This is a genomic window from Blautia hansenii, assembly GCF_013304445.1.
GTDB lineage: Bacteria > Bacillota > Clostridia > Lachnospirales > Lachnospiraceae > Blautia.
The window spans coordinates 47,648-65,343 of sequence record NZ_JAAITA010000015.1 but is presented as its reverse complement, the minus strand read 5'-3'; the positions used below and the strand labels follow the sequence as shown (position 1 = coordinate 65,343).

Sequence of the window (17,696 nt, the reverse complement as noted above, 5' to 3'; positions counted from 1 at the left end):
TCAATAAAAGAAAGAGGTTATTATGTTTGCAGACAGAGCAAAAATATATATCCGCTCCGGAAAAGGCGGGGATGGACATGTCAGTTTCCGAAGAGAGCTGTATGTCCCAAACGGCGGTCCTGACGGCGGAGATGGCGGTAAGGGCGGAGATGTCATATTTGAAGTGGATAAAGGTCTGAATGCACTGACCGATTACCGTCATAAAAGTAAATATGCCGCAGGAAACGGTGAAGAAGGCGGCAAAAAAAGATGCCATGGGGCAAATGGAAAAGATATTGTTTTAAAAGTGCCCGAAGGAACCGTTATTAAAGAGGCAGTCAGCGGAAAAGTTATTGCGGATATGTCCGGCGGAAATACCAGACAGATTGTATTAAAAGGCGGCAGAGGCGGAAAGGGAAATCAGCACTATGCTACGGCAACTATGCAGGTCCCTAAATATGCACAGCCCGGCCAGCCGGCACAGGAACTGGAAGTGCAGCTGGAATTAAAAGTCATTGCCGATGTAGGACTTATCGGATTTCCAAACGTAGGAAAATCCACTCTGCTTTCCAGAGTCAGCAATGCCAGACCTCAGATTGCCAATTATCATTTTACAACTCTGAATCCTCATTTGGGTGTGGTGGATTTAGATGACTGCAACGGGTTTGTTATTGCCGATATTCCGGGATTGATTGAAGGCGCGTCAGAAGGTGTGGGCTTGGGACATCAGTTCCTGCGTCATATTGAAAGAACACGGGTTTTAATTCATCTGGTAGACGCAGCGTCCACAGAAGGCAGAGACCCCATTGAGGATATTTATAAAATCAATAAAGAACTGGAAGCCTATGACCCGGAACTTATGAAGCGTCCACAGGTCATTGCAGCAAATAAAATAGATGCCGTGTATGCAGGGGATGAAGACCCGGTGCAGAAGATTCGTGATGAATTTGAACCTCAGGGAATGAAAGTTTTTGCAATTTCTGCGGTAAGCGGAAAAGGATTGAAAGAACTTTTATACTATGTAAAACAGCTTTTGGATACAATAGATAAAGAGCCTGTAATTTTTGAGCAGGAGTTTTTCCCGGAAGACGCACTGATTACAGAAAATCTTCCGTATACAGTAGCACAGGACGAAGAAGACGAGCATGTTTTCATTATAGAAGGTCCAAAGATAGAAAAAATGCTGGGCTATACCAATCTGGATTCCGAAAAAGGGTTCCTGTTCTTCCAGAAATTCTTAAAAGAAAGCGGTATTCTGGAAGATTTGGAGAAAGCAGGTATCCAGGAAGGGGATACGGTTCGTATGTATGGCTTTGACTTTGATTATTATAAATAAGGAAAACAGGAGATAAAGCATGACAAGCAAACAAAGAGCGTATTTAAAAGGGCTTGCAATGACTATGGAACCGATTTTTCAGATTGGAAAATCCAGTTTGACACCGGAAAATACAGCAGCTGTTGCAGAAGCCTTAGAGGCAAGAGAACTGATTAAAATCAGTGTTCTCCAGAACTGTATGGATGACCCGAAGGAAATTGCCGCAGTGCTTGCAGAGCGTACACGTTCTCAGGTCGTACAGGTCATTGGTAAAAAAATTGTGTTATATAAAGAAGGCAAGGATAATAAGAAAAAGATATTTCTGCCATAAAGAATAACAAAAAAGAGGAAAGTGTTATGCGGGAAAAAAGAAAGAGAATCGGTATCATGGGAGGTACTTTTGATCCTATTCATATAGGGCATTTGATTCTGGGAGAAACGGCATATGAACAGTTTCAATTGGATAAGGTGCTGTTTATGCCTGCCGGAAACCCTCCGCATAAAAGAGAAAGAAAAGACCGGGCCAGTGATGAGCAGCGCACAGAAATGGTGAAAAGGGCTATAGCGTCAAATCCGCATTTTGAACTGTCTCTGGAAGAAATGCGGCAGGATGGATATACCTATACCTACAGAACACTGGAAAATTTGCAAAACCAAAATCCGGATACGGAATACTTTTTTATTCTGGGAGCAGACTCTCTGTATGATTTTGAAAAATGGAGAGAACCTTTCCGCATTCTGAATGTCTGTACAATTCTGGTAGCCACCAGAAATCATACCAGTCATCAGCGTTTAGACGAGACCATTGCCGCACTGAAGAAAAAATACGGGGGAAGAATAGAAAAGCTGAATTCTCTGAACATTGATATTTCTTCAGAGCAGATTCGTACCTGGATACAGCAGCGCCGTTCATTGGCCTATTATGTACCGGACCAGGTGATATCTTATATCATGGAGAATAATATATACAAGGGTAGTGATAAAGATGAAATATGATTTTGCGGAAATTGAGAAAAAATTGAAAAAATATCTGGATAAAGACCGTTTTATGCATACCCAGGGAGTGATGTACACAGCGGCAGCCCTGGCTATGGCTCATGGAACCAATATGGAGCAGGCTCGGCTGGCAGGTCTGCTTCACGATTGTGCAAAGTGTATTCCCAATAAAAAGAAGTTGAAAATCTGCCGGAAGCAGGGCATTGAACTCAGTATCTTTGAAAAGCAAAATCCCTTTTTGATTCATGCGAAGCTGGGTGTTTATATTGCAAAAGAGAAGTACGATATACATGACCTGGGAATATTGTCTGCTATCCGCTGGCATACTACAGGGAAAGAGGATATGAGCAGTCTGGAGAAAATAATCTATATAGCGGACTATATTGAACCTGGAAGAGACAGAGCACCCAATCTGTCCTGGGTGAGAAAAGTAGCTTTTATGGATTTAGATGAAGGAATGTATTACATTTTAAAAGACAGCCTTTCCTATCTGGAAACCAGTGCAAAACTTATCGATCCTTATACAGAAAAGGCTTTTCAATATTATGAAGCGCTGCACCTTGGAAAAAAGGAAAAGGAGAACACAGACCATGAATAGTAAAGAAATAGCACGCATGGCTTGCGAGGCCATGGAAGATAAAAAGGCTCAGGATATTAAAATTATTCAGATTGAACAGATTTCAACACTGGCAGACTACTTTATCATTGCCAGCGGAACTAACCGCAGTCAGGTGCAGGCCATGGCAGATAATGTGGATGAAGTGCTGGGAAGAGCCGGTGTAGAAGCCAAACAGATGGAAGGATACCAGAGCGCAAACTGGATTCTTATGGATTACAGAGATGTCGTGATTCATATTTTTGATGAAGAAAACCGTCTGTTCTATGATTTAGAACGTATCTGGAGAGATGGAACTTTAGTTGAGAGAACAGATTTAGATATGTAAAAGCAAGAGAAGAAACTCCATACGAAGTGTGCTCAAGAATACCAAGTGGAAAATCAGAGACGCTTCTATGGGGTTCTTCTTTTTTGCTGAAATTAACGCATAAAACGAAACACACCAATTACTTTTCCAAGAATCTGGAAAACCTGCTCCGGTCCTACAAGGATAGGATCCATGGAATCGTTTTCCGGCTGAAGACGAATATAATCTTTTTCTTTATAAAAGGTTTTTACTGTTGCAGAGTCGTCTACCAGTGCAACAACCTTTTGACCGTTCTCAGCAGTAGGCTGCTGTTCTACAAGCACATAATCTCCGCTGAAAATTCCGGCATTTATCATACTGTCACCTTCTACGACCAGCATAAAAGTTTTGTTGTTGGGCATAAATTCAGAAGGAATGGGGAAATATCCCTCGACATTTTCCATGGCAAGAAGCGGCTGTCCTGCAGCTACTTTGCCAACAATAGGAACATTAACCGTCTCTCTCCGAACCAGATTAAAATTGTCATCTACAATCTCTATGGCACGGGGTTTGGTTGGGTCTCTGCGAATATAGCCGTTTTTTTCCAGTGTTTCAAGATGGGAATGGACAGAGGATGTGGATTTCAGATTCACAGCCTCGCAAATTTCCCTTACAGAAGGAGGAAATCCTCTGTTTAAAATTTCATTTTTCATATATTCTAAAATTTCAGATTGTTTTTGACTTATTTTTCCATATGACATAATCTGGTACCTCCGAATCATCGAAATCTTACTTTTATCATATCACAGCTTTACAGAAAATGCAAACAGATATTCGGAAAGTTTGTTCGTGAAACGAAAATATGTTCGATAAAAGTATTGACAAACATGTGTTCTTGTAGTATGCTGATTGCAGATAGAAAGCAAACAGATGTTCGCGAACATATTTTCGCGATTTTACGGAGGGTATGAGAATGAGAAGTAAATTAAGAAGAAAACGAAGTTTTTTGTATGCTATAGTTTTATTGTGTGCAGTGGTATTAGGAATGCTCTGGGTTACTTCTGATACGGCCAGTGCGGGTACACAGGAGTCTGTACGGCATAAGTATTTTACCAGTATCGAAATAAAAGAGGGAACAAGTCTCTGGGAAATAGCTCAGGAATATCAGACGGAAGAATATGATTCCACAGAAGACTATATCAGAGAAGTTAAAAAGATTAACCACATGAAGAGTGATGTAATTTATGAGGGCTCCTATTTGTGCATTCCATATTACTCTTCAGAAAATAAATAAGTGTGTTCAGTTCTTGCAATGCTTTTTCGCTATGATACAATAGGAGAAGATATTTTATAATTGGGGAAAGGAAAGGCATTCATGAACCGAAAAAAAATTACTTCTACAGATGTAGCCAGAAAGGCAGGCGTTTCTCAGTCAGCTGTGTCCATGATTCTTAATAAAAAATATAATGTCTCTTTTTCAAGAGAAACGATAGAGCGGGTGGAAGAGGCAGCTCGGACATTGGGATATACGAATGAAAAGAAGGCTTCAAGAACCAGGGTGTCCATGAGAGGAACTATTTTTGTCATGTGTCCCAATTTATCCAATCCGTATTATTGTTCTCTTTTACAGGGAATTGAAAAGACAGCACAGAAAAATCGGTATGACGTGTTTTTATGTAATACCAGGAGGGATTATCAAACAGAGGAGAAGTACCTGAAAAAAATAGAAAAACTGAATCCATCGGGAGTCATTTGTACTTTCACGCCGGTATTTACGGAACTTCTTCAAAAGATTTCTGAAAAAATACCGGTTATACTTATTGGAGAGAAAGCTGTTGTGGAAGGAATGGACACAGTGGAACTGAACAGTAAGAAAACAGGTGAACTTCTTGCTGGGCATTTGCTGGAACTGGGACACAGAAAAGCAGCCTTTTTATCCACTCCTCTGACACAGAGGCAATCCGCCAGAAGAGCCAGAATGAAAGGTTTCTGTGAAACTTTTGAAAAAGCAGGATATGGAGACAGTGTTTATATTAAGAGCCTTCCGGAACAGATGGACATTTTATTTCAAGAGGAAGATATGGAATACAGGACAGGATATGAGCTGGCTTTGGAAATGATTAGAGAAGTTCCTGATTTAACTGCCATAGCCGGAAGCAGTGATATGGTTGCTCTGGGAATCCGCGATGCACTTTTAAACCTGCATTACAAAATTCCGGAAGAAATTTCCGTAGTGGGCTGCGACAATTTATTAATTTCCGGAATGAAAGGGATTGACTTGACAACTGTGGAGCATTTTGCCCCCAAAAAAGGGGAAGATGCCTGTCGCCTTCTTCTTGACAAGATAGAAGCAGAACAGGAAAGAGGCGGTTTTTTGAAGGAGGGAATGATTCATCATATAGAATATGAACCTCGCTTGATTATTAGAGGAAGTACATCATATCCTCGGAAATTGTAATTAATATTTTAAAATATTAATAATAGAACGGATTAATATTTTGACATCCAATTTGACCATGAGTATCTTTTATGCTACTCTGCTGTTAGAATTCATGCCATTGAAGCAGAGAAAGGACAGAAAGATATGGAAAAAACAGATTGGAAGGCTTATTTGCAAAAAGAAATTGAATGCAGCTGTGGAAGAACACATTTTTGTGATATTGAGGAAATTCTTATTGAGGAGAATGCAATTTGCCGCCTGCCGGGGATTTTAAGTCGTCATTCCTATAAAAAATTGTGTGTGGTATGTGACGAGCATACGGAAAAAGCCGCCGGTTTCCGGGTGTATGAGGAACTTACAAAAGCAGGATACAACTTTAGCAAGGTTCTTTATCATGAGCCGGAACTGGTGCCGGATGAACAGGCCTTGATTTACCTTTTTACACAGGTACCTCAGGACTGTGATTTAATCATAGCTGTAGGAAGCGGAACGATTAATGATTTGTGCAGGTACGTCAGTTATAAAATGAAAATAGATTATTATGTTGTGGGAACAGCTCCTTCTATGGATGGGTATGCCTCAAATGTCTCTCCACTGATTATCCGTCATTTAAAAACAACTTATACAGCAAGACCGGCCAGAGTGATTATCGGAGATTTACAGGTACTTTGTGAAGCACCCATGCATATGCTTGCTGCAGGCGTCGGGGACATTATTGGGAAATATGTATGTTTGGCAGATTGGCAGCTGGCTCATGAAATAAATGAGGAGTATCTTTGTCCGGAAGTGACAGCATTAGTTCGAAAATCGATAGAGAAAGTAACAGAAAATGCCGAGGCAGCAGCAAAGAGAGAGAAGAATGCAGTAGCTGCTCTTATGGAAGGACTGGTTTTAAGCGGTATTGCAATGAGCTATATTGGAAATTCCCGTCCGGCTTCAGGAAGTGAACATCATATGTCTCACTATTGGGAAATGATGTTTTTGCTGAGACACCAATCTGACCCTTTGCACGGAACAAAAGTAGGAGTGGCAACAGTGGCTGCCCTGCGGTTATATGAAATACTGAAAGAGAAGAAAAACATGGGGCTTTCGCAGCAAGTATCAGCTTTTTCGTATAAAAAGTGGGCAGAAGAAATTGAGGAGGCCTATGGTCCGGCAGCGCCGGAAGTTCTAAAGCTGGAACAGGAGGTTGGGAAAAATGCGGATAATGAGGTTCTGAGAAGACGAAGCGTGTGGGAAGAAAAACAGGAAGAAATCGGGTCTGTTCTGGAAAATCTTCCTTCTGCAAAGACGGTTGCACAGATTTTAAAATCGATGGGAGCACCCAGTTCTCCGGCAGAAATCCAAGTGTCTTTGGAAACTTTTAAAAAGGGGATTTATTTTGCAAAAGATTTGAGGAATCGTTTTGGACTGCTGCAGATTTTGTTTGATTTCAGTTTACAGAAAACATGCAGTGAAATCCTGGAAGAAGAGTTTTACAGATGATATTGTCTGAAATTGCAGAGCCTTTTAAAGACTTTCTTGTATCCCTTGTCCGGCTGTGATAAACTATAAAAAAGTGAAAAGATTACAGACTTGGTATCTGGGAAAGGGAGTTTTTACAATGTACAAGATAGAGAACCAGTATTTAAAAATTGTAGTTTCCTCAAAAGGAGCAGAGTTACAGAGTCTTTTTGATAAGGAAATGAACAAAGAAGTTTTATGGTATGGAGATGAAAAGTTCTGGAAACGCCATTCGCCTCTTTTATTTCCCAATGTAGGGCGTCATTATAAAAATTGCTGCTATTACAACGGAAGGCGCTTTGATACAGACCTACATGGCTTTGCAAAAGATTCAGAGTTTATATGTATAAAACAGGAAGATAATCTTTTGACATTTTCTTTGAGAGATGATGAAGCTACCAGAGCTTATTTTCCATTTTCTTTTGTTTTAAATGTGACTTATCGGCTGACAGAAAGAACGTTGGAGGTTGTCTGGGACGTAGAAAACAACAATGAAGAAAAGATGTACTTTACTATAGGAGGGCACCCGGGATTTAATGTGCCGATTTTGGAGGATACCCGGCAGACAGAATATAAGCTTCTCTTCAACAGAAAAGAAGCACTGGAATACCGCCTTGTCTATGGAGATTCGTGCAATGCAGATGGGGAAAAAACTTACAGGCTGCCTTTAGATACATACGGTGCTTACAGCGGATGTGCGATTACGGAGCATATGTTTGATAAAGATGCTTTGATTTTTGATGGTTCTCAGATTACGCTTGCAGGGATTGCGTATCCGGATGGTACTCCATATATTCTTATGGAATGTGAAGGATTTACGAATTTTGGTATCTGGAGTCTTCCGGGCGCACCTTATATTTGCCTGGAACCATGGAGAGGAAGATGTGATGATTACGGTTTTGAAGGAGACATTTCAGAGAAACCAGATATTGTCTCTGTAGAAGCGGGAGACGTATTCCATCAAAATTACACGATAACCGTATATAAAAAATAACCATAGAAATACAGGAGAAAGCCTATGTCGAATATAAAAAAGGAAATTCCCTATAAAATTTATCTGGAAGAAAGTGAGATGCCAAAAGAATGGTATAATGTCCGGGCGGATATGAAAAACAAACCAGCGCCTCTGTTAAATCCTAAGACTTATCAGCCTATGACGGAGGCAGAATTGGGACAGATTTTTTGTGAGGAACTGGTAAAACAGGAGCTTGACACCACAACTCCTTTTATAGAAATACCGGAAGAAATCAGAAACTTTTATAAAATGTATCGTCCCTCCCCGCTAGTTCGGGCGTATTGTCTGGAAGAAAAGCTGCAGACGCCGGCTAAAATTTATTATAAGTTTGAGGGAAATAATACCAGTGGAAGTCACAAACTGAACTCTGCGATTGCACAGGCTTATTACGCAAAAGAGCAGGGATTGAAAGGGGTTACTACAGAAACCGGAGCAGGACAGTGGGGGACTGCACTGTCTATGGCCTGCGCCTATCTTGGATTGGACTGCCAGGTATATATGGTAAAATGTTCTTATGAACAAAAACCATTCCGAAGAGAGGTAATGAGGACTTATGGTGCTGCAGTCACACCATCGCCTTCAGATACGACAGAGGTAGGAAGAAAAATTTTGAGGGAACACCCAGGCACATCGGGAAGTCTTGGCTGTGCCATTTCAGAGGCTGTGGAGAGGGCTGTACAGCAGGAAGGCTACCGCTATGTTTTGGGAAGTGTGTTAAATCAGGTGTTATTGCATCAGACAGTGATTGGACTGGAGACAAAAACAGCTTTAGAAAAATATGATATCCAACCAGATATCATTATTGGTTGTGCCGGAGGTGGTTCTAATCTGGGAGGTCTGATTTCTCCGTTTGTGGGAGAAAAATTAAGAGGAGAAAAGGATTATCAGATTATTGCAGTGGAACCTGCTTCCTGTCCGAGCCTTACCCGAGGAAAGTTTGCCTATGATTTTTGTGATACAGGTATGGTTACGCCTTTGCAGAAAATGTATACATTGGGCAATAATTTTATTCCTTCTGCCAATCATGCAGGGGGACTTCGCTATCACGGCATGAGTTCCATTTTATCTCAGCTGTATCATGATGGCCTGATGGAAGCCCGGGCGGTAGAACAGACATCTGTATTTGAGGCTGCAGAGCAGTTTGCAAGAATAGAAGGAATTCTGCCTGCGCCGGAAAGCGCACATGCAATTCGTGTGGCTTTAGACGAAGCAATTCGGTGCAAAGAGACTGGAGAAGAAAAAACCATCGTTTTCGGATTGACCGGAACTGGATATTTTGATATGTACGCATATGAAAAATTCAACAATGGGCAGATGACAGATTATATTCCCACAGAGAAAGATTTGGAACAGGGATTTGCAGGAATTCCCAGATTTCCGGGGAATGAATTTTAAATGACAAAGTTCTGAACATATCTTAAAAGGAGTTGCGGCTGCTGCATGAAGCAGGAATATTCTTGACAGGTACTTAATGCGGCAGCCGTACCTTTGTCTATATCATATCTGTTTTAGGAGTGCAGACGATGAAACGAATATTATTACTGGAAGATGATAAAGCCTTAAATAGGGGAATTTCTCTGAAACTGGAAAAGGAAGGATACGAAGTTTTGTCCGCTTTTTCTCTCAAAGAAGCAAAAGCGCTGTTTCAGAAAGGGAGCATAGATTTGGTTATTAGCGATATTACGCTTTCCGATGGCAGTGGAATGGATTTTTGCAGAGAGGTAAGACAAAAAAGCGAAGTTTTTATTATTTTTCTTACTGCCCTGGACCAGGAAGTGGACATTGTCAATGGATATGACTGTGGTGCAGATGACTATATGACAAAACCTTTTAGTCTTTTGGTATTGATTTCCAAAGTAAATGCATTAATGCGCAGAGCCGGGCAGCAAGAGGGACAGATTTTGCTTTCGGATGGCATCGAAGTGAATTGTCTTACTATGCAGGTATACAGGCAGAAAGAGCCTGTAATATTGAGTAAGAAAGAGCTGCAGCTTTTAATTTGTCTGATGGAACACGCAGGGACCGTTATGACAAAGGAGCAGATACTGGAAATGGTATGGGACAGAGAGGGACAGTTTGTAGACGAAAATACGGTGACCGTTAATATTAGCCGGCTGAAAAGCAAACTGCATACCAATGCCATAGAAAATGTAAGGGGATTGGGATACATATGGACAGACACGGTAACAAAGAAATAAAAAGCATGGCCGCAGTGCTTGGGTGTGTGATGGCAGGAATTTTATTGCTGTCTTCGGTTTATCTGGTGTATCGTTATGAGGAGAGGAACAGGCAGGCAGCACAACTGGCTTTGCGGTATCCATGGTCAGAAGGTGTCTGGATAGAAATCAGAGAAGCAAAGAATACTGCCGATACCAAACAGGCGGATCGAGAAAAACAGAAAGAACTGCAGGAAAAATACGGATACTATTTTTTCTCTGCAAAGGAAAGCAAAGAAATTTTGCTTTTGTTTGCTTCGGAGATACTGATAATTGCAGGGATTTTTGCAGGTGCGGTGTTTTTTATCAGAAAAAGAGCAAAAACAGAAGAAAATCTGGAACGGGCGCAGATAAAAGTATTGGAAGACAGTATGGAACGCTTTATGGATGGAAATTTTGATACCGCAGAACTTTTGAACATCCAGTCAGATTATTTGTGGGGCTTAAGAGAGAAAGAAGAAAAGCTGGGAACTTACATAGAAAATATGAAGGAGCGCCTGGAACAGGAAGAGAGCAGTACAAAAGCCCTGATTACGGATATTTCCCATCAGTTGAAAACTCCTTTTGCAGCTTTCAGAGTATGCTATGAAATGATGGAGGATGATACACTTACAGAAGAAGAGGGGAAGGAGTTTTACATACAGGGAAAGCAGGAATTGGAGAACCTGGGAAAACTCATGGAACTGCTGCTGAATATGTCCAGGCTGGAAGGCAGCATGATTCATTTGGAGCCGCAGGTGAGAAGTCTGAAGAAAACCATTCTTGGAGCAGTCAATACGGTGATTATGAAGGCTGTAGATAAAAACATAGAACTTTCGGCAGAACTGGAGGACTGTTATTCAAATCATGATTTTCGCTGGACCCAGGAGGCCATGATTAACGTTCTGGACAATGCCATTAAGTATTCAAAGCCAGGGAAGAAAGTAGAAATACGCATGCGGAAGCTGACCTCTTATGTACTCATTGAAGTATTCGATGAGGGAATTGGAATTCCGAGAAAGGACAGAAACAAGATTTTTCAGAGGTTTTATCGTGGTGAGGAAGCGAGAGAAATGGAACGTGATGGTGCAGGCGTAGGTCTTTATTTGGCCAGGCAGATTCTGGAACAGCAGGGGGGCACCATTTGCGTCAAAGATAGAAGCGGTATTTTAGGAAGCTGTTTTCACATTATGCTGCCCTTGGCTGAAGCTTGACAAAGAGAGGATAAAACTTCTGGTATTTTTTTCAATCCTGTGCTATAATGGTAAACCGCCTAAACTGGAGGATGCTGTAAAATTTGAGAAAACGGTGTCCGAGTCAGATTTTAGAGTGAAATTTGCGAATAGTGAGGGAAAGAAAATGGAAAAAAATCAGGATATGCTGTTAGAACAACAGCGTCTATTGTCGTGTCTGGAAATCATCCGGGAAAACATTCGGGAGTATGAAGAAAAAGAAGCGGTCAGTAAAAAAGAAGTGACACAACTTTTTCAGGCTGTGAAGAAAGGGGAGGGTGACTCCTTTGGTCTGCTGGAAGCGGAGAAAAATATTCTGGAGCACATACAGAATTCTCTGCGGAAAAACAGGGCAGCGCTGAACAAGGCATACTTTGGCAGAATTGACTATGATGACGAATCTTATGGTGTGACAGAAAGCCGTTATATCGGAAAAAACGGTGTTACACGAAATTCCAATGAGGTAATGATTGTAGACTGGAGAGCCCCGGTTTCCAGTGTTTATTATGAAAATGAACTGGGAAAAGGCAGTTATGAAGTACCGGGGAGTGAGCCTGTAAACATCCGGCTTTTCAAAAAGAGAACTTATGATTTGCAGGGAGAGAAGCTGCTGGGATTTTATGACAATGATACAGCGGCCAGTGATGAACTTTTGGTAAAATATCTTTCTCAGCATAAGGAAGCCGTGCTGGGAGACATCATTGCAACCATTCAGAAAGAACAAAATGAAATTATCCGTGCTACGCCATATAAAAACATGATTGTACAGGGCGTGGCAGGCAGTGGGAAAACCACAGTGGCACTTCACAGGATTTCTTATATTCTGTATAACTATGAAGAGGTATATAAGCCATCGGAATTTTGTATTGTGGGAAGCAGCGATATGCTTTTGAACTATATCAGCAGCGGTTTGCCGGAACTGGACGTGAACCATGTGCGTCAGATGAGGATGGACGTGTTCCTTCCTTACCTCATGGAAAAGTCCTGGAAGAAAAAGTTCAGCATCATAGAAGAAGACACCAAGGCCTGCAAAAAAAGCAGACTGGATTTTGTATATGCACTGGAATGCTTTTTGAAAAAGTGGATAGAGAAACATTTGAATTTACAGGATATTCGGGACCGGGAATTAGGTGTGATACTGTCTCAAGAGAATATGCAGGATACCAGAAGCCGAAACCCGGAGCTGTCCCTGTTTCAGTTAGAGAAGCTGTTGAACCAGCGAACCCGTCAGCGAATTCAGTTTTTGTGTACGGAAAAGGAAGAGGGATTTCGCAAAGAAAAGCAGAAAGCGTACCGGAATTATTTTTGTTCTTCTAAAAATAAGTGGACAGAAATACAGATATACAGAACGTTTCTGGAAGAACTGGAACAGGCAGGCGATGAAACACATAAATTTGAAGGCGGGTATAAGGAAACCATAGCGCATGTGGAAAAGGGGCAGATGGATTTGTATGATACAGCGGCGCTGTGTCTTATCCGAAAGAGAATTTTTCTGAAAAAAGAGACGGATGAATTCAGTCAGATAATTCTGGACGAAGCCCAGGACTTTGGAGAGACGGTATACTATGTACTTCGTCAGGTGCTTCCCCGCTGTTATTTTACCATTATGGGAGACGTATCTCAGAATATTCGGTATGAGACAGGTTTAAATGACTGGGAAGATTTGAAAAAGATTCTTCTAAGAGATGACAGGGATAGTTTTTATCTGCTGGCTAAGAGTTACCGAAACACCATTGAAATTTCCCAGTACGCAGGAAGAGTCTTGGAAAAAGCCTCTCTTGGGAATTATAAAATACAGCCGGTTATCCGCCATGGAAATCCGGTCTGCGTTCAAATGCAGCAAAGAAAAGACATTGGAAAACAACTGAAAGCATTGCTGGAAAACATACAGCAGAAAGGCTTTGAAACGATTGCTGTCATCTGCAGAGATGAAAAGGATACAGAGACTGTACGGAAAGTTCTGCAGACAGAACAGGAAGAGGGCTTTCATAATGGAATTATGGTACTTCCGGTTACGCTGACAAAAGGATTGGAATTTGACGCCGTAGTTTTATGGCAGCCGGATACATTGCGATACGAAATGAATGTAAAGGAAGCCAAACTGCTGTATGTGGCTATTACCAGAGCTTTGCATGAGTTGTATCTGCTGGGAGAAAATGAACAGACGGAATTGCTGAAAAGCCGTTCTTAGAGTATAATAAGATAGAAATTTAAAAGTTATGGAGAAAGGAATGAAAATAATATGAAAGTATTGTTATTAAATGGAAGTCCCAGAAAGGCAGGCTGTACCTTTACAGCTTTAAGTACAGTTGCAGAGGCATTAAAGGAAAATGGTATTGAGACAGAAATTTTTCAGGCAGGAAATCCGGATAAAGAGCTGGTAAAGGAAGCTGCTCTGAAGCTGAAAGAAGCAGATGGTATTATTGTAGGTTCTCCGGTATACTGGGCTTCTCCCACAGGGCAGATTATAGAATTCATGGATAAGTTGTGTTCCCTGGCAGGAAAGGATATGCTGTATAAACCGGCTGCTGCCGTAGCTTCTGCCAGAAGAGCCGGCACAACCGCGACCTTAGATGTTCTGACAAAATATTTTGCCTTTCATCAGATGCCAATTATCTCCTCCAATTACTGGAATATGGTGCATGGAAATACACCGGAAGAGGTAAAACAGGATGAAGAAGGACTGCAGATTATGCGTGTGCTGGGAAAAAATATGGCATGGACACTGAAATGCATTGAGGCCGGAAAAAAAGCGGGAATAGAAGCACCCAAGCCGGAAGAAAAAATCAAAACAAACTTTATTCGCGGATAATTACAAAAAGAATTACAAAACTGTAAGGTTCCTGTCAGCAAATTGCAAGTCTTCTGTTGTATTATGCATAGTAGAGACAGAAAGAACAGAACAGAAGGGAGCATGACAGATGAAACCAATGGTAGAAATCAGAAATTTAAAGAAATATTACGGAAAGGGAGAAAATCTGGTAAAGGCAGTAGACCATACGAATCTGACGATAGAGAGAGGGAAGTTTACAGCGATTGTAGGAAGGTCCGGTTCCGGAAAAAGTACCATGCTGCATTTAATGGGCGGTCTGGACAGACCGGATAAAGGCAGGGTGTTTATTGACGGGGAAGACATTTTTAAACTGAAGGATGAACAGCTTGCAGTATTCCGAAGGAAAAAAATAGGTTTTATTTTTCAAGACTACAATCTGCTTCCTTCTTTGAACGTATGGGAAAATATTGTACTTCCTCTGGGATTGGATAATAAAAAGGTTGACCATAATTATGTTATGGAAATTATAAAAACCATTAGCATCGAGGATAAGCTGAAAAATCTTCCCAATGCTCTTTCCGGAGGACAGAAGCAGAGAGTGGCCATTGCCAGAGCACTTGCTTCACGGCCTTCGATTATTCTGGCCGATGAACCCACCGGAAATCTGGATTCCCGGACAGAATTGGAGGTTATTGCACTTCTGAAAACCTGTGTGACCAAATACGGACAGACTTTGGTGATGATTACCCATGATGAAACCATTGCTCAGATGGCAGACGAGATTATTGTCATTGAAGACGGTAAGGTGGTGACGGCAGAATGAAGACGGTAACCAGAACGGCTTTCTCCAATATCAGGGCGAATAAAAGCCGAAATATTTTAACAGGTATCGCCATTTTTCTCACCACCCTTCTGCTGTTTGTGATTCCCGGCGTTGGATTTGGTGTTGTGAATCTGGAATTTGCGGCAGTAAATCAGGTATATCCAACCTTTCATGGGCTGTATCGCGACGTGTCTCCCCAGACTGCACAGAATCTGAAGGCTTCGGACCGTCTGGAAAGTATGGGCCTGCGGTGTGACCCGGCTGTTATGGTAAACGAAACATACACCATCAGTATGGTGTATCTGGACGAAACTTGTGCCGAACTGAACAAATCAGAATTAGCAGAGGGGCATTTTCCACAGAAGGAGAATGAAATTGTGGTGTCCGAAGGACTGTTAAAGGCCATGGGACTGGAGGGAAGGATAGGTGATACTATCCGCGTGCCCTACCAGCCTATAACAAATGAAGGCCTGGATTACAGCAGGGAAAAGGATTTCGTTATTTGCGGTATGACAGCAGACAGCCAGATAAATGAAGACAAGAAGTTATACAGCGCCTTTGTTTCTGAAGAATTTGTGAAGCAGGATTTTCCCGTGACAGACATTTCCTACCGCGTCTATTTTCGCCTTCCAACGGTATCTTCAGCTACAACAGATGACATGGAAGAGGAGATGAAAGACATTGCTGCTGCCTTTGAGATTCCTGAAGACAGCCTGGTGGTAAATACAGAATATCTGGCAGCCAATTATGTGGATCCCTCTACCATTCCTATGATTATAATGATTATGCTGATTGTGGTACTGGCCGGAGTGATTACCATTTACAGTATATATTATGTATCCATGATTCATAAGGTACAGGAGTACGGCCGATTAAAAGCCATAGGAGCCACAAAACACCAGATTCGCCAGATTGTTCTGAGGGAAGGATTTTTTACGGCAGCGTTTGCCATTCCGGCAGGTCTGTTGGCAGGAACAGCTACATTGGAGGGAGTTTTTCCTTTGATGTATAAAATCATAAATGCGGATAAGAAAGAAGACATGGTGATAACTGCCATATCTGAGATTGTAAAGAATCACAAAGTACAGTATCTTCATGCATGGCTGTATTTTCTGGCTGCAGGTGTGGCGCTTATGACCGTTTACCTTTCACTTTTGAAGCCTATGAAAATTGCCGCCCGAATTTCTCCCATAGAGGCGCTTCGCTATAACGGAGAAGGCCGTAAGGGAAAAGGAACGAGAAAGGGTTACGAATATCTGAACTTGTTCCGCCTGACCTGCTCCAATCTGTCAAGGAATAAAAAGAGAACAGTGATTACCATTGTTTCCATGGCGATTACCGGAGTTTTCTTCGTGACCGTGTCTGCCGGTTTATCCTGCGCAGCTCCCAGAGAGTCTGCTGCTTCCAGTATTGACGGACAGTATTATCTTTCTGTTATTACAGAATCCGGAAATAAAGAACATCCGGAACTGGAATGGAGTCAGGTTCAGCAGAACAATCCTCTGACACCGGAATTTATCCGGGGAATTGAGAGTCTGGATGGTGTGGAGAAGACAGAAGTAAAACCGTGTATTCCATTGAAGAATAAAAAATTTGAAGAACAGTTATCCCTTGTAGGTTACTCGGAAAATTATGCTGAAATACTGGAAAAGGGTATTGTAGAAGGAAAAGTAACTTATGAAGAACTGCAGAAAGGCAATAAAGTCATTCTTTCTAAGACAGCGCTTCACTGGTATCCGGAACTGAAAGTAGGAGATAAAATTACGTTCCAGTATTCGGACGGCAATGTAGAAAAGGAGAAAAGCCTGGAGATTGCGGCAATTGGGAATTATTCAGAGGGTATTGTCAATTATTCAACTTTTCTCACTGCCAAGAGCGCAGTCAATGCTATGAGCCAATACAATGTCAATGACGCCCTGAGTATTTTTGCAGACAAGGACTATGATGCAGAGTTGGAAAAGGCCTTGGTTGCTGCCTGTGAAAAGGCCGGTGGTATCGAGCTTGCAGATTCCTGGCAGAAGGGGTATGAAGAATATAAAACATCTATGTCCTTTATGTATCTGTCCTGCTATGTTTTCCTTGGAATCTTAGGTGTTATCTGTATGATGAACATGATGAATACCATGATAAACAGCATTCATGTGAGGAAGAAAGAACTTGGTATGATGCAGGCCATCGGCTTGTCAGATAAACAGCTTGTGAAGATGCTGAATCTGGAAGGACTGTTCTATACCATGGGAACTCTGCTTTGCTCTGTGAGTCTGGGCAGTTTTACAGGTTACCTGTTTTTCCTCTATGCAAAAGAAAACCATATCATGGGGATTCAGTATTTCCATTATCCTACCCAGGCGATTCTTGGTCTGATTATTGTGATGATACTGCTTCAGGTTATCCTCAGTACGGCCATTGGAAAATCTTTGAAAAAAGAGTCTTTAATGGAAAGAATTCGCTTCAGCGAATGACAAATAGATTGGAAACATAGAGTTGCAGGAAAAACCGCTGCGTGAGACAGAAAAATGTCTG

The 17,696-nt window shown here is 41.6% G+C and carries 17 protein-coding genes; 16 read left to right on the top strand and 1 reads right to left on the bottom strand.

All coding sequences use genetic code 11. From position 1 onward, the window contains the following. Positions 1 to 22: 22 nt before the first annotated feature. Genes obgE through rsfS form a run of 5 tightly spaced genes read left to right on the top strand, consistent with a single transcriptional unit; the run spans position 23 to position 3,234 of the window. The gene (gene obgE, locus G5A70_RS11290; protein WP_173749743.1) at positions 23 to 1,315 is read left to right on the top strand and encodes a GTPase ObgE; all 1,293 of its coding nucleotides are present in this window, start codon (positions 23 to 25) and stop codon (positions 1,313 to 1,315) included. 19 nt (positions 1,316 to 1,334) lie between these two features. Next, complete coding sequence (gene yhbY / locus G5A70_RS11285; RefSeq protein ID WP_003021144.1) at positions 1,335 to 1,625, top strand: ribosome assembly RNA-binding protein YhbY; 291 nt, start codon at positions 1,335 to 1,337, stop codon at positions 1,623 to 1,625. Between the two features lie 26 nt (positions 1,626 to 1,651). After that, positions 1,652 to 2,290, top strand: a complete 639-nt coding sequence (gene nadD, locus G5A70_RS11280; protein WP_173749742.1) for a nicotinate-nucleotide adenylyltransferase — start codon at positions 1,652 to 1,654, stop codon at positions 2,288 to 2,290. Further along, positions 2,280 to 2,888 carry a bis(5'-nucleosyl)-tetraphosphatase (symmetrical) YqeK gene (yqeK, locus tag G5A70_RS11275; protein WP_173749741.1) on the top strand — a complete coding sequence of 203 codons (609 nt, stop codon included), beginning with the start codon at positions 2,280 to 2,282 and terminating at the stop codon, positions 2,886 to 2,888. Before nadD ends, yqeK begins: the two co-directional genes overlap by 11 nt. After that, a complete protein-coding gene (rsfS, locus tag G5A70_RS11270) occupies positions 2,881 to 3,234 on the top strand; it encodes a ribosome silencing factor (RefSeq protein ID WP_173749740.1) in 354 nt (117 codons plus the stop codon). Before yqeK ends, rsfS begins: the two co-directional genes overlap by 8 nt. Before the next feature lie 92 nt (positions 3,235 to 3,326). Here rsfS and lexA read toward each other — a convergent pair whose 3' ends face one another. Further along, the gene (lexA, locus tag G5A70_RS11265; protein ID WP_173749739.1) at positions 3,327 to 3,953 is read right to left on the bottom strand and encodes a transcriptional repressor LexA; all 627 of its coding nucleotides are present in this window, start codon (positions 3,951 to 3,953) and stop codon (positions 3,327 to 3,329) included. A 212-nt stretch (positions 3,954 to 4,165) separates the two neighbouring features. On the opposite strand from lexA, the gene yneA reads away from it, so the two are divergent. From yneA to G5A70_RS11210, 11 genes are all read left to right on the top strand, one after another. Then, positions 4,166 to 4,486, top strand: coding sequence for a cell division suppressor protein YneA (yneA, locus tag G5A70_RS11260; protein ID WP_226853673.1), 321 nt, complete (start codon positions 4,166 to 4,168; stop codon positions 4,484 to 4,486). Between the two features lie 81 nt (positions 4,487 to 4,567). Continuing rightward, positions 4,568 to 5,650: a LacI family DNA-binding transcriptional regulator gene (locus tag G5A70_RS11255; RefSeq protein ID WP_173749737.1), complete on the top strand. Its 1,083-nt coding sequence runs from the start codon at positions 4,568 to 4,570 to the stop codon at positions 5,648 to 5,650. Positions 5,651 to 5,776: 126 nt separating this feature from the next. After that, positions 5,777 to 7,117: a sn-glycerol-1-phosphate dehydrogenase gene (locus G5A70_RS11250; protein WP_173749736.1), complete on the top strand. Its 1,341-nt coding sequence runs from the start codon at positions 5,777 to 5,779 to the stop codon at positions 7,115 to 7,117. Between the two features lie 118 nt (positions 7,118 to 7,235). Then, on the top strand, positions 7,236 to 8,129 hold the full coding sequence (locus tag G5A70_RS11245; RefSeq protein ID WP_173749735.1) for an aldose 1-epimerase family protein: 894 nt from the start codon (positions 7,236 to 7,238) through the stop codon (positions 8,127 to 8,129). A gap of 24 nt (positions 8,130 to 8,153) precedes the next feature. Beyond that, complete coding sequence (locus tag G5A70_RS11240; RefSeq protein ID WP_173749734.1) at positions 8,154 to 9,545, top strand: TrpB-like pyridoxal phosphate-dependent enzyme; 1,392 nt, start codon at positions 8,154 to 8,156, stop codon at positions 9,543 to 9,545. Positions 9,546 to 9,673: 128 nt separating this feature from the next. Further along, complete coding sequence (locus tag G5A70_RS11235) at positions 9,674 to 10,348, top strand: response regulator transcription factor (protein ID WP_173749733.1); 675 nt, start codon at positions 9,674 to 9,676, stop codon at positions 10,346 to 10,348. Further along, positions 10,321 to 11,559: a sensor histidine kinase gene (locus tag G5A70_RS11230; RefSeq protein ID WP_173749732.1), complete on the top strand. Its 1,239-nt coding sequence runs from the start codon at positions 10,321 to 10,323 to the stop codon at positions 11,557 to 11,559. The genes G5A70_RS11235 and G5A70_RS11230 overlap by 28 nt, the downstream gene beginning before the upstream one ends. Before the next feature lie 145 nt (positions 11,560 to 11,704). Continuing rightward, positions 11,705 to 13,768 carry a HelD family protein gene (locus G5A70_RS11225; protein WP_173749731.1) on the top strand — a complete coding sequence of 688 codons (2,064 nt, stop codon included), beginning with the start codon at positions 11,705 to 11,707 and terminating at the stop codon, positions 13,766 to 13,768. A gap of 51 nt (positions 13,769 to 13,819) precedes the next feature. Continuing rightward, positions 13,820 to 14,389 carry a flavodoxin family protein gene (locus G5A70_RS11220; protein WP_173749730.1) on the top strand — a complete coding sequence of 190 codons (570 nt, stop codon included), beginning with the start codon at positions 13,820 to 13,822 and terminating at the stop codon, positions 14,387 to 14,389. 109 nt (positions 14,390 to 14,498) lie between these two features. Next, on the top strand, positions 14,499 to 15,173 hold the full coding sequence (locus G5A70_RS11215) for an ABC transporter ATP-binding protein (RefSeq protein WP_173749729.1): 675 nt from the start codon (positions 14,499 to 14,501) through the stop codon (positions 15,171 to 15,173). Then, positions 15,170 to 17,635, top strand: a complete 2,466-nt coding sequence (locus tag G5A70_RS11210) for an ABC transporter permease (RefSeq protein WP_173749728.1) — start codon at positions 15,170 to 15,172, stop codon at positions 17,633 to 17,635. The genes G5A70_RS11215 and G5A70_RS11210 overlap by 4 nt, the downstream gene beginning before the upstream one ends. The last annotated feature ends 61 nt before the right edge of the window (positions 17,636 to 17,696 follow it).

What these genes read in the sequence shown, in the direction of transcription:
- yqeK (WP_173749741.1), top strand. Translation starts at nt 2,280, where the DNA reads ATGAAATATGATTTTGCGGAAATTGAGAAAAAATTGAAAAAATATCTG.
- yhbY (WP_003021144.1), top strand. Translation starts at nt 1,335, where the DNA reads ATGACAAGCAAACAAAGAGCGTATTTAAAAGGGCTTGCAATGACTATG.
- G5A70_RS11230 (WP_173749732.1), top strand. Translation starts at nt 10,321, where the DNA reads ATGGACAGACACGGTAACAAAGAAATAAAAAGCATGGCCGCAGTGCTT.
- G5A70_RS11215 (WP_173749729.1), top strand. Translation starts at nt 14,499, where the DNA reads ATGAAACCAATGGTAGAAATCAGAAATTTAAAGAAATATTACGGAAAG.
- G5A70_RS11240 (WP_173749734.1), top strand. Translation starts at nt 8,154, where the DNA reads ATGTCGAATATAAAAAAGGAAATTCCCTATAAAATTTATCTGGAAGAA.
- nadD (WP_173749742.1), top strand. Translation starts at nt 1,652, where the DNA reads ATGCGGGAAAAAAGAAAGAGAATCGGTATCATGGGAGGTACTTTTGAT.
- G5A70_RS11225 (WP_173749731.1), top strand. Translation starts at nt 11,705, where the DNA reads ATGGAAAAAAATCAGGATATGCTGTTAGAACAACAGCGTCTATTGTCG.
- lexA (WP_173749739.1), bottom strand. Translation starts at nt 3,953, where the DNA reads ATGTCATATGGAAAAATAAGTCAAAAACAATCTGAAATTTTAGAATAT.
- obgE (WP_173749743.1), top strand. Translation starts at nt 23, where the DNA reads ATGTTTGCAGACAGAGCAAAAATATATATCCGCTCCGGAAAAGGCGGG.
- G5A70_RS11235 (WP_173749733.1), top strand. Translation starts at nt 9,674, where the DNA reads ATGAAACGAATATTATTACTGGAAGATGATAAAGCCTTAAATAGGGGA.
- G5A70_RS11210 (WP_173749728.1), top strand. Translation starts at nt 15,170, where the DNA reads ATGAAGACGGTAACCAGAACGGCTTTCTCCAATATCAGGGCGAATAAA.
- G5A70_RS11255 (WP_173749737.1), top strand. Translation starts at nt 4,568, where the DNA reads ATGAACCGAAAAAAAATTACTTCTACAGATGTAGCCAGAAAGGCAGGC.
- G5A70_RS11220 (WP_173749730.1), top strand. Translation starts at nt 13,820, where the DNA reads ATGAAAGTATTGTTATTAAATGGAAGTCCCAGAAAGGCAGGCTGTACC.
- yneA (WP_226853673.1), top strand. Translation starts at nt 4,166, where the DNA reads ATGAGAAGTAAATTAAGAAGAAAACGAAGTTTTTTGTATGCTATAGTT.
- G5A70_RS11250 (WP_173749736.1), top strand. Translation starts at nt 5,777, where the DNA reads ATGGAAAAAACAGATTGGAAGGCTTATTTGCAAAAAGAAATTGAATGC.
- G5A70_RS11245 (WP_173749735.1), top strand. Translation starts at nt 7,236, where the DNA reads ATGTACAAGATAGAGAACCAGTATTTAAAAATTGTAGTTTCCTCAAAA.
- rsfS (WP_173749740.1), top strand. Translation starts at nt 2,881, where the DNA reads ATGAATAGTAAAGAAATAGCACGCATGGCTTGCGAGGCCATGGAAGAT.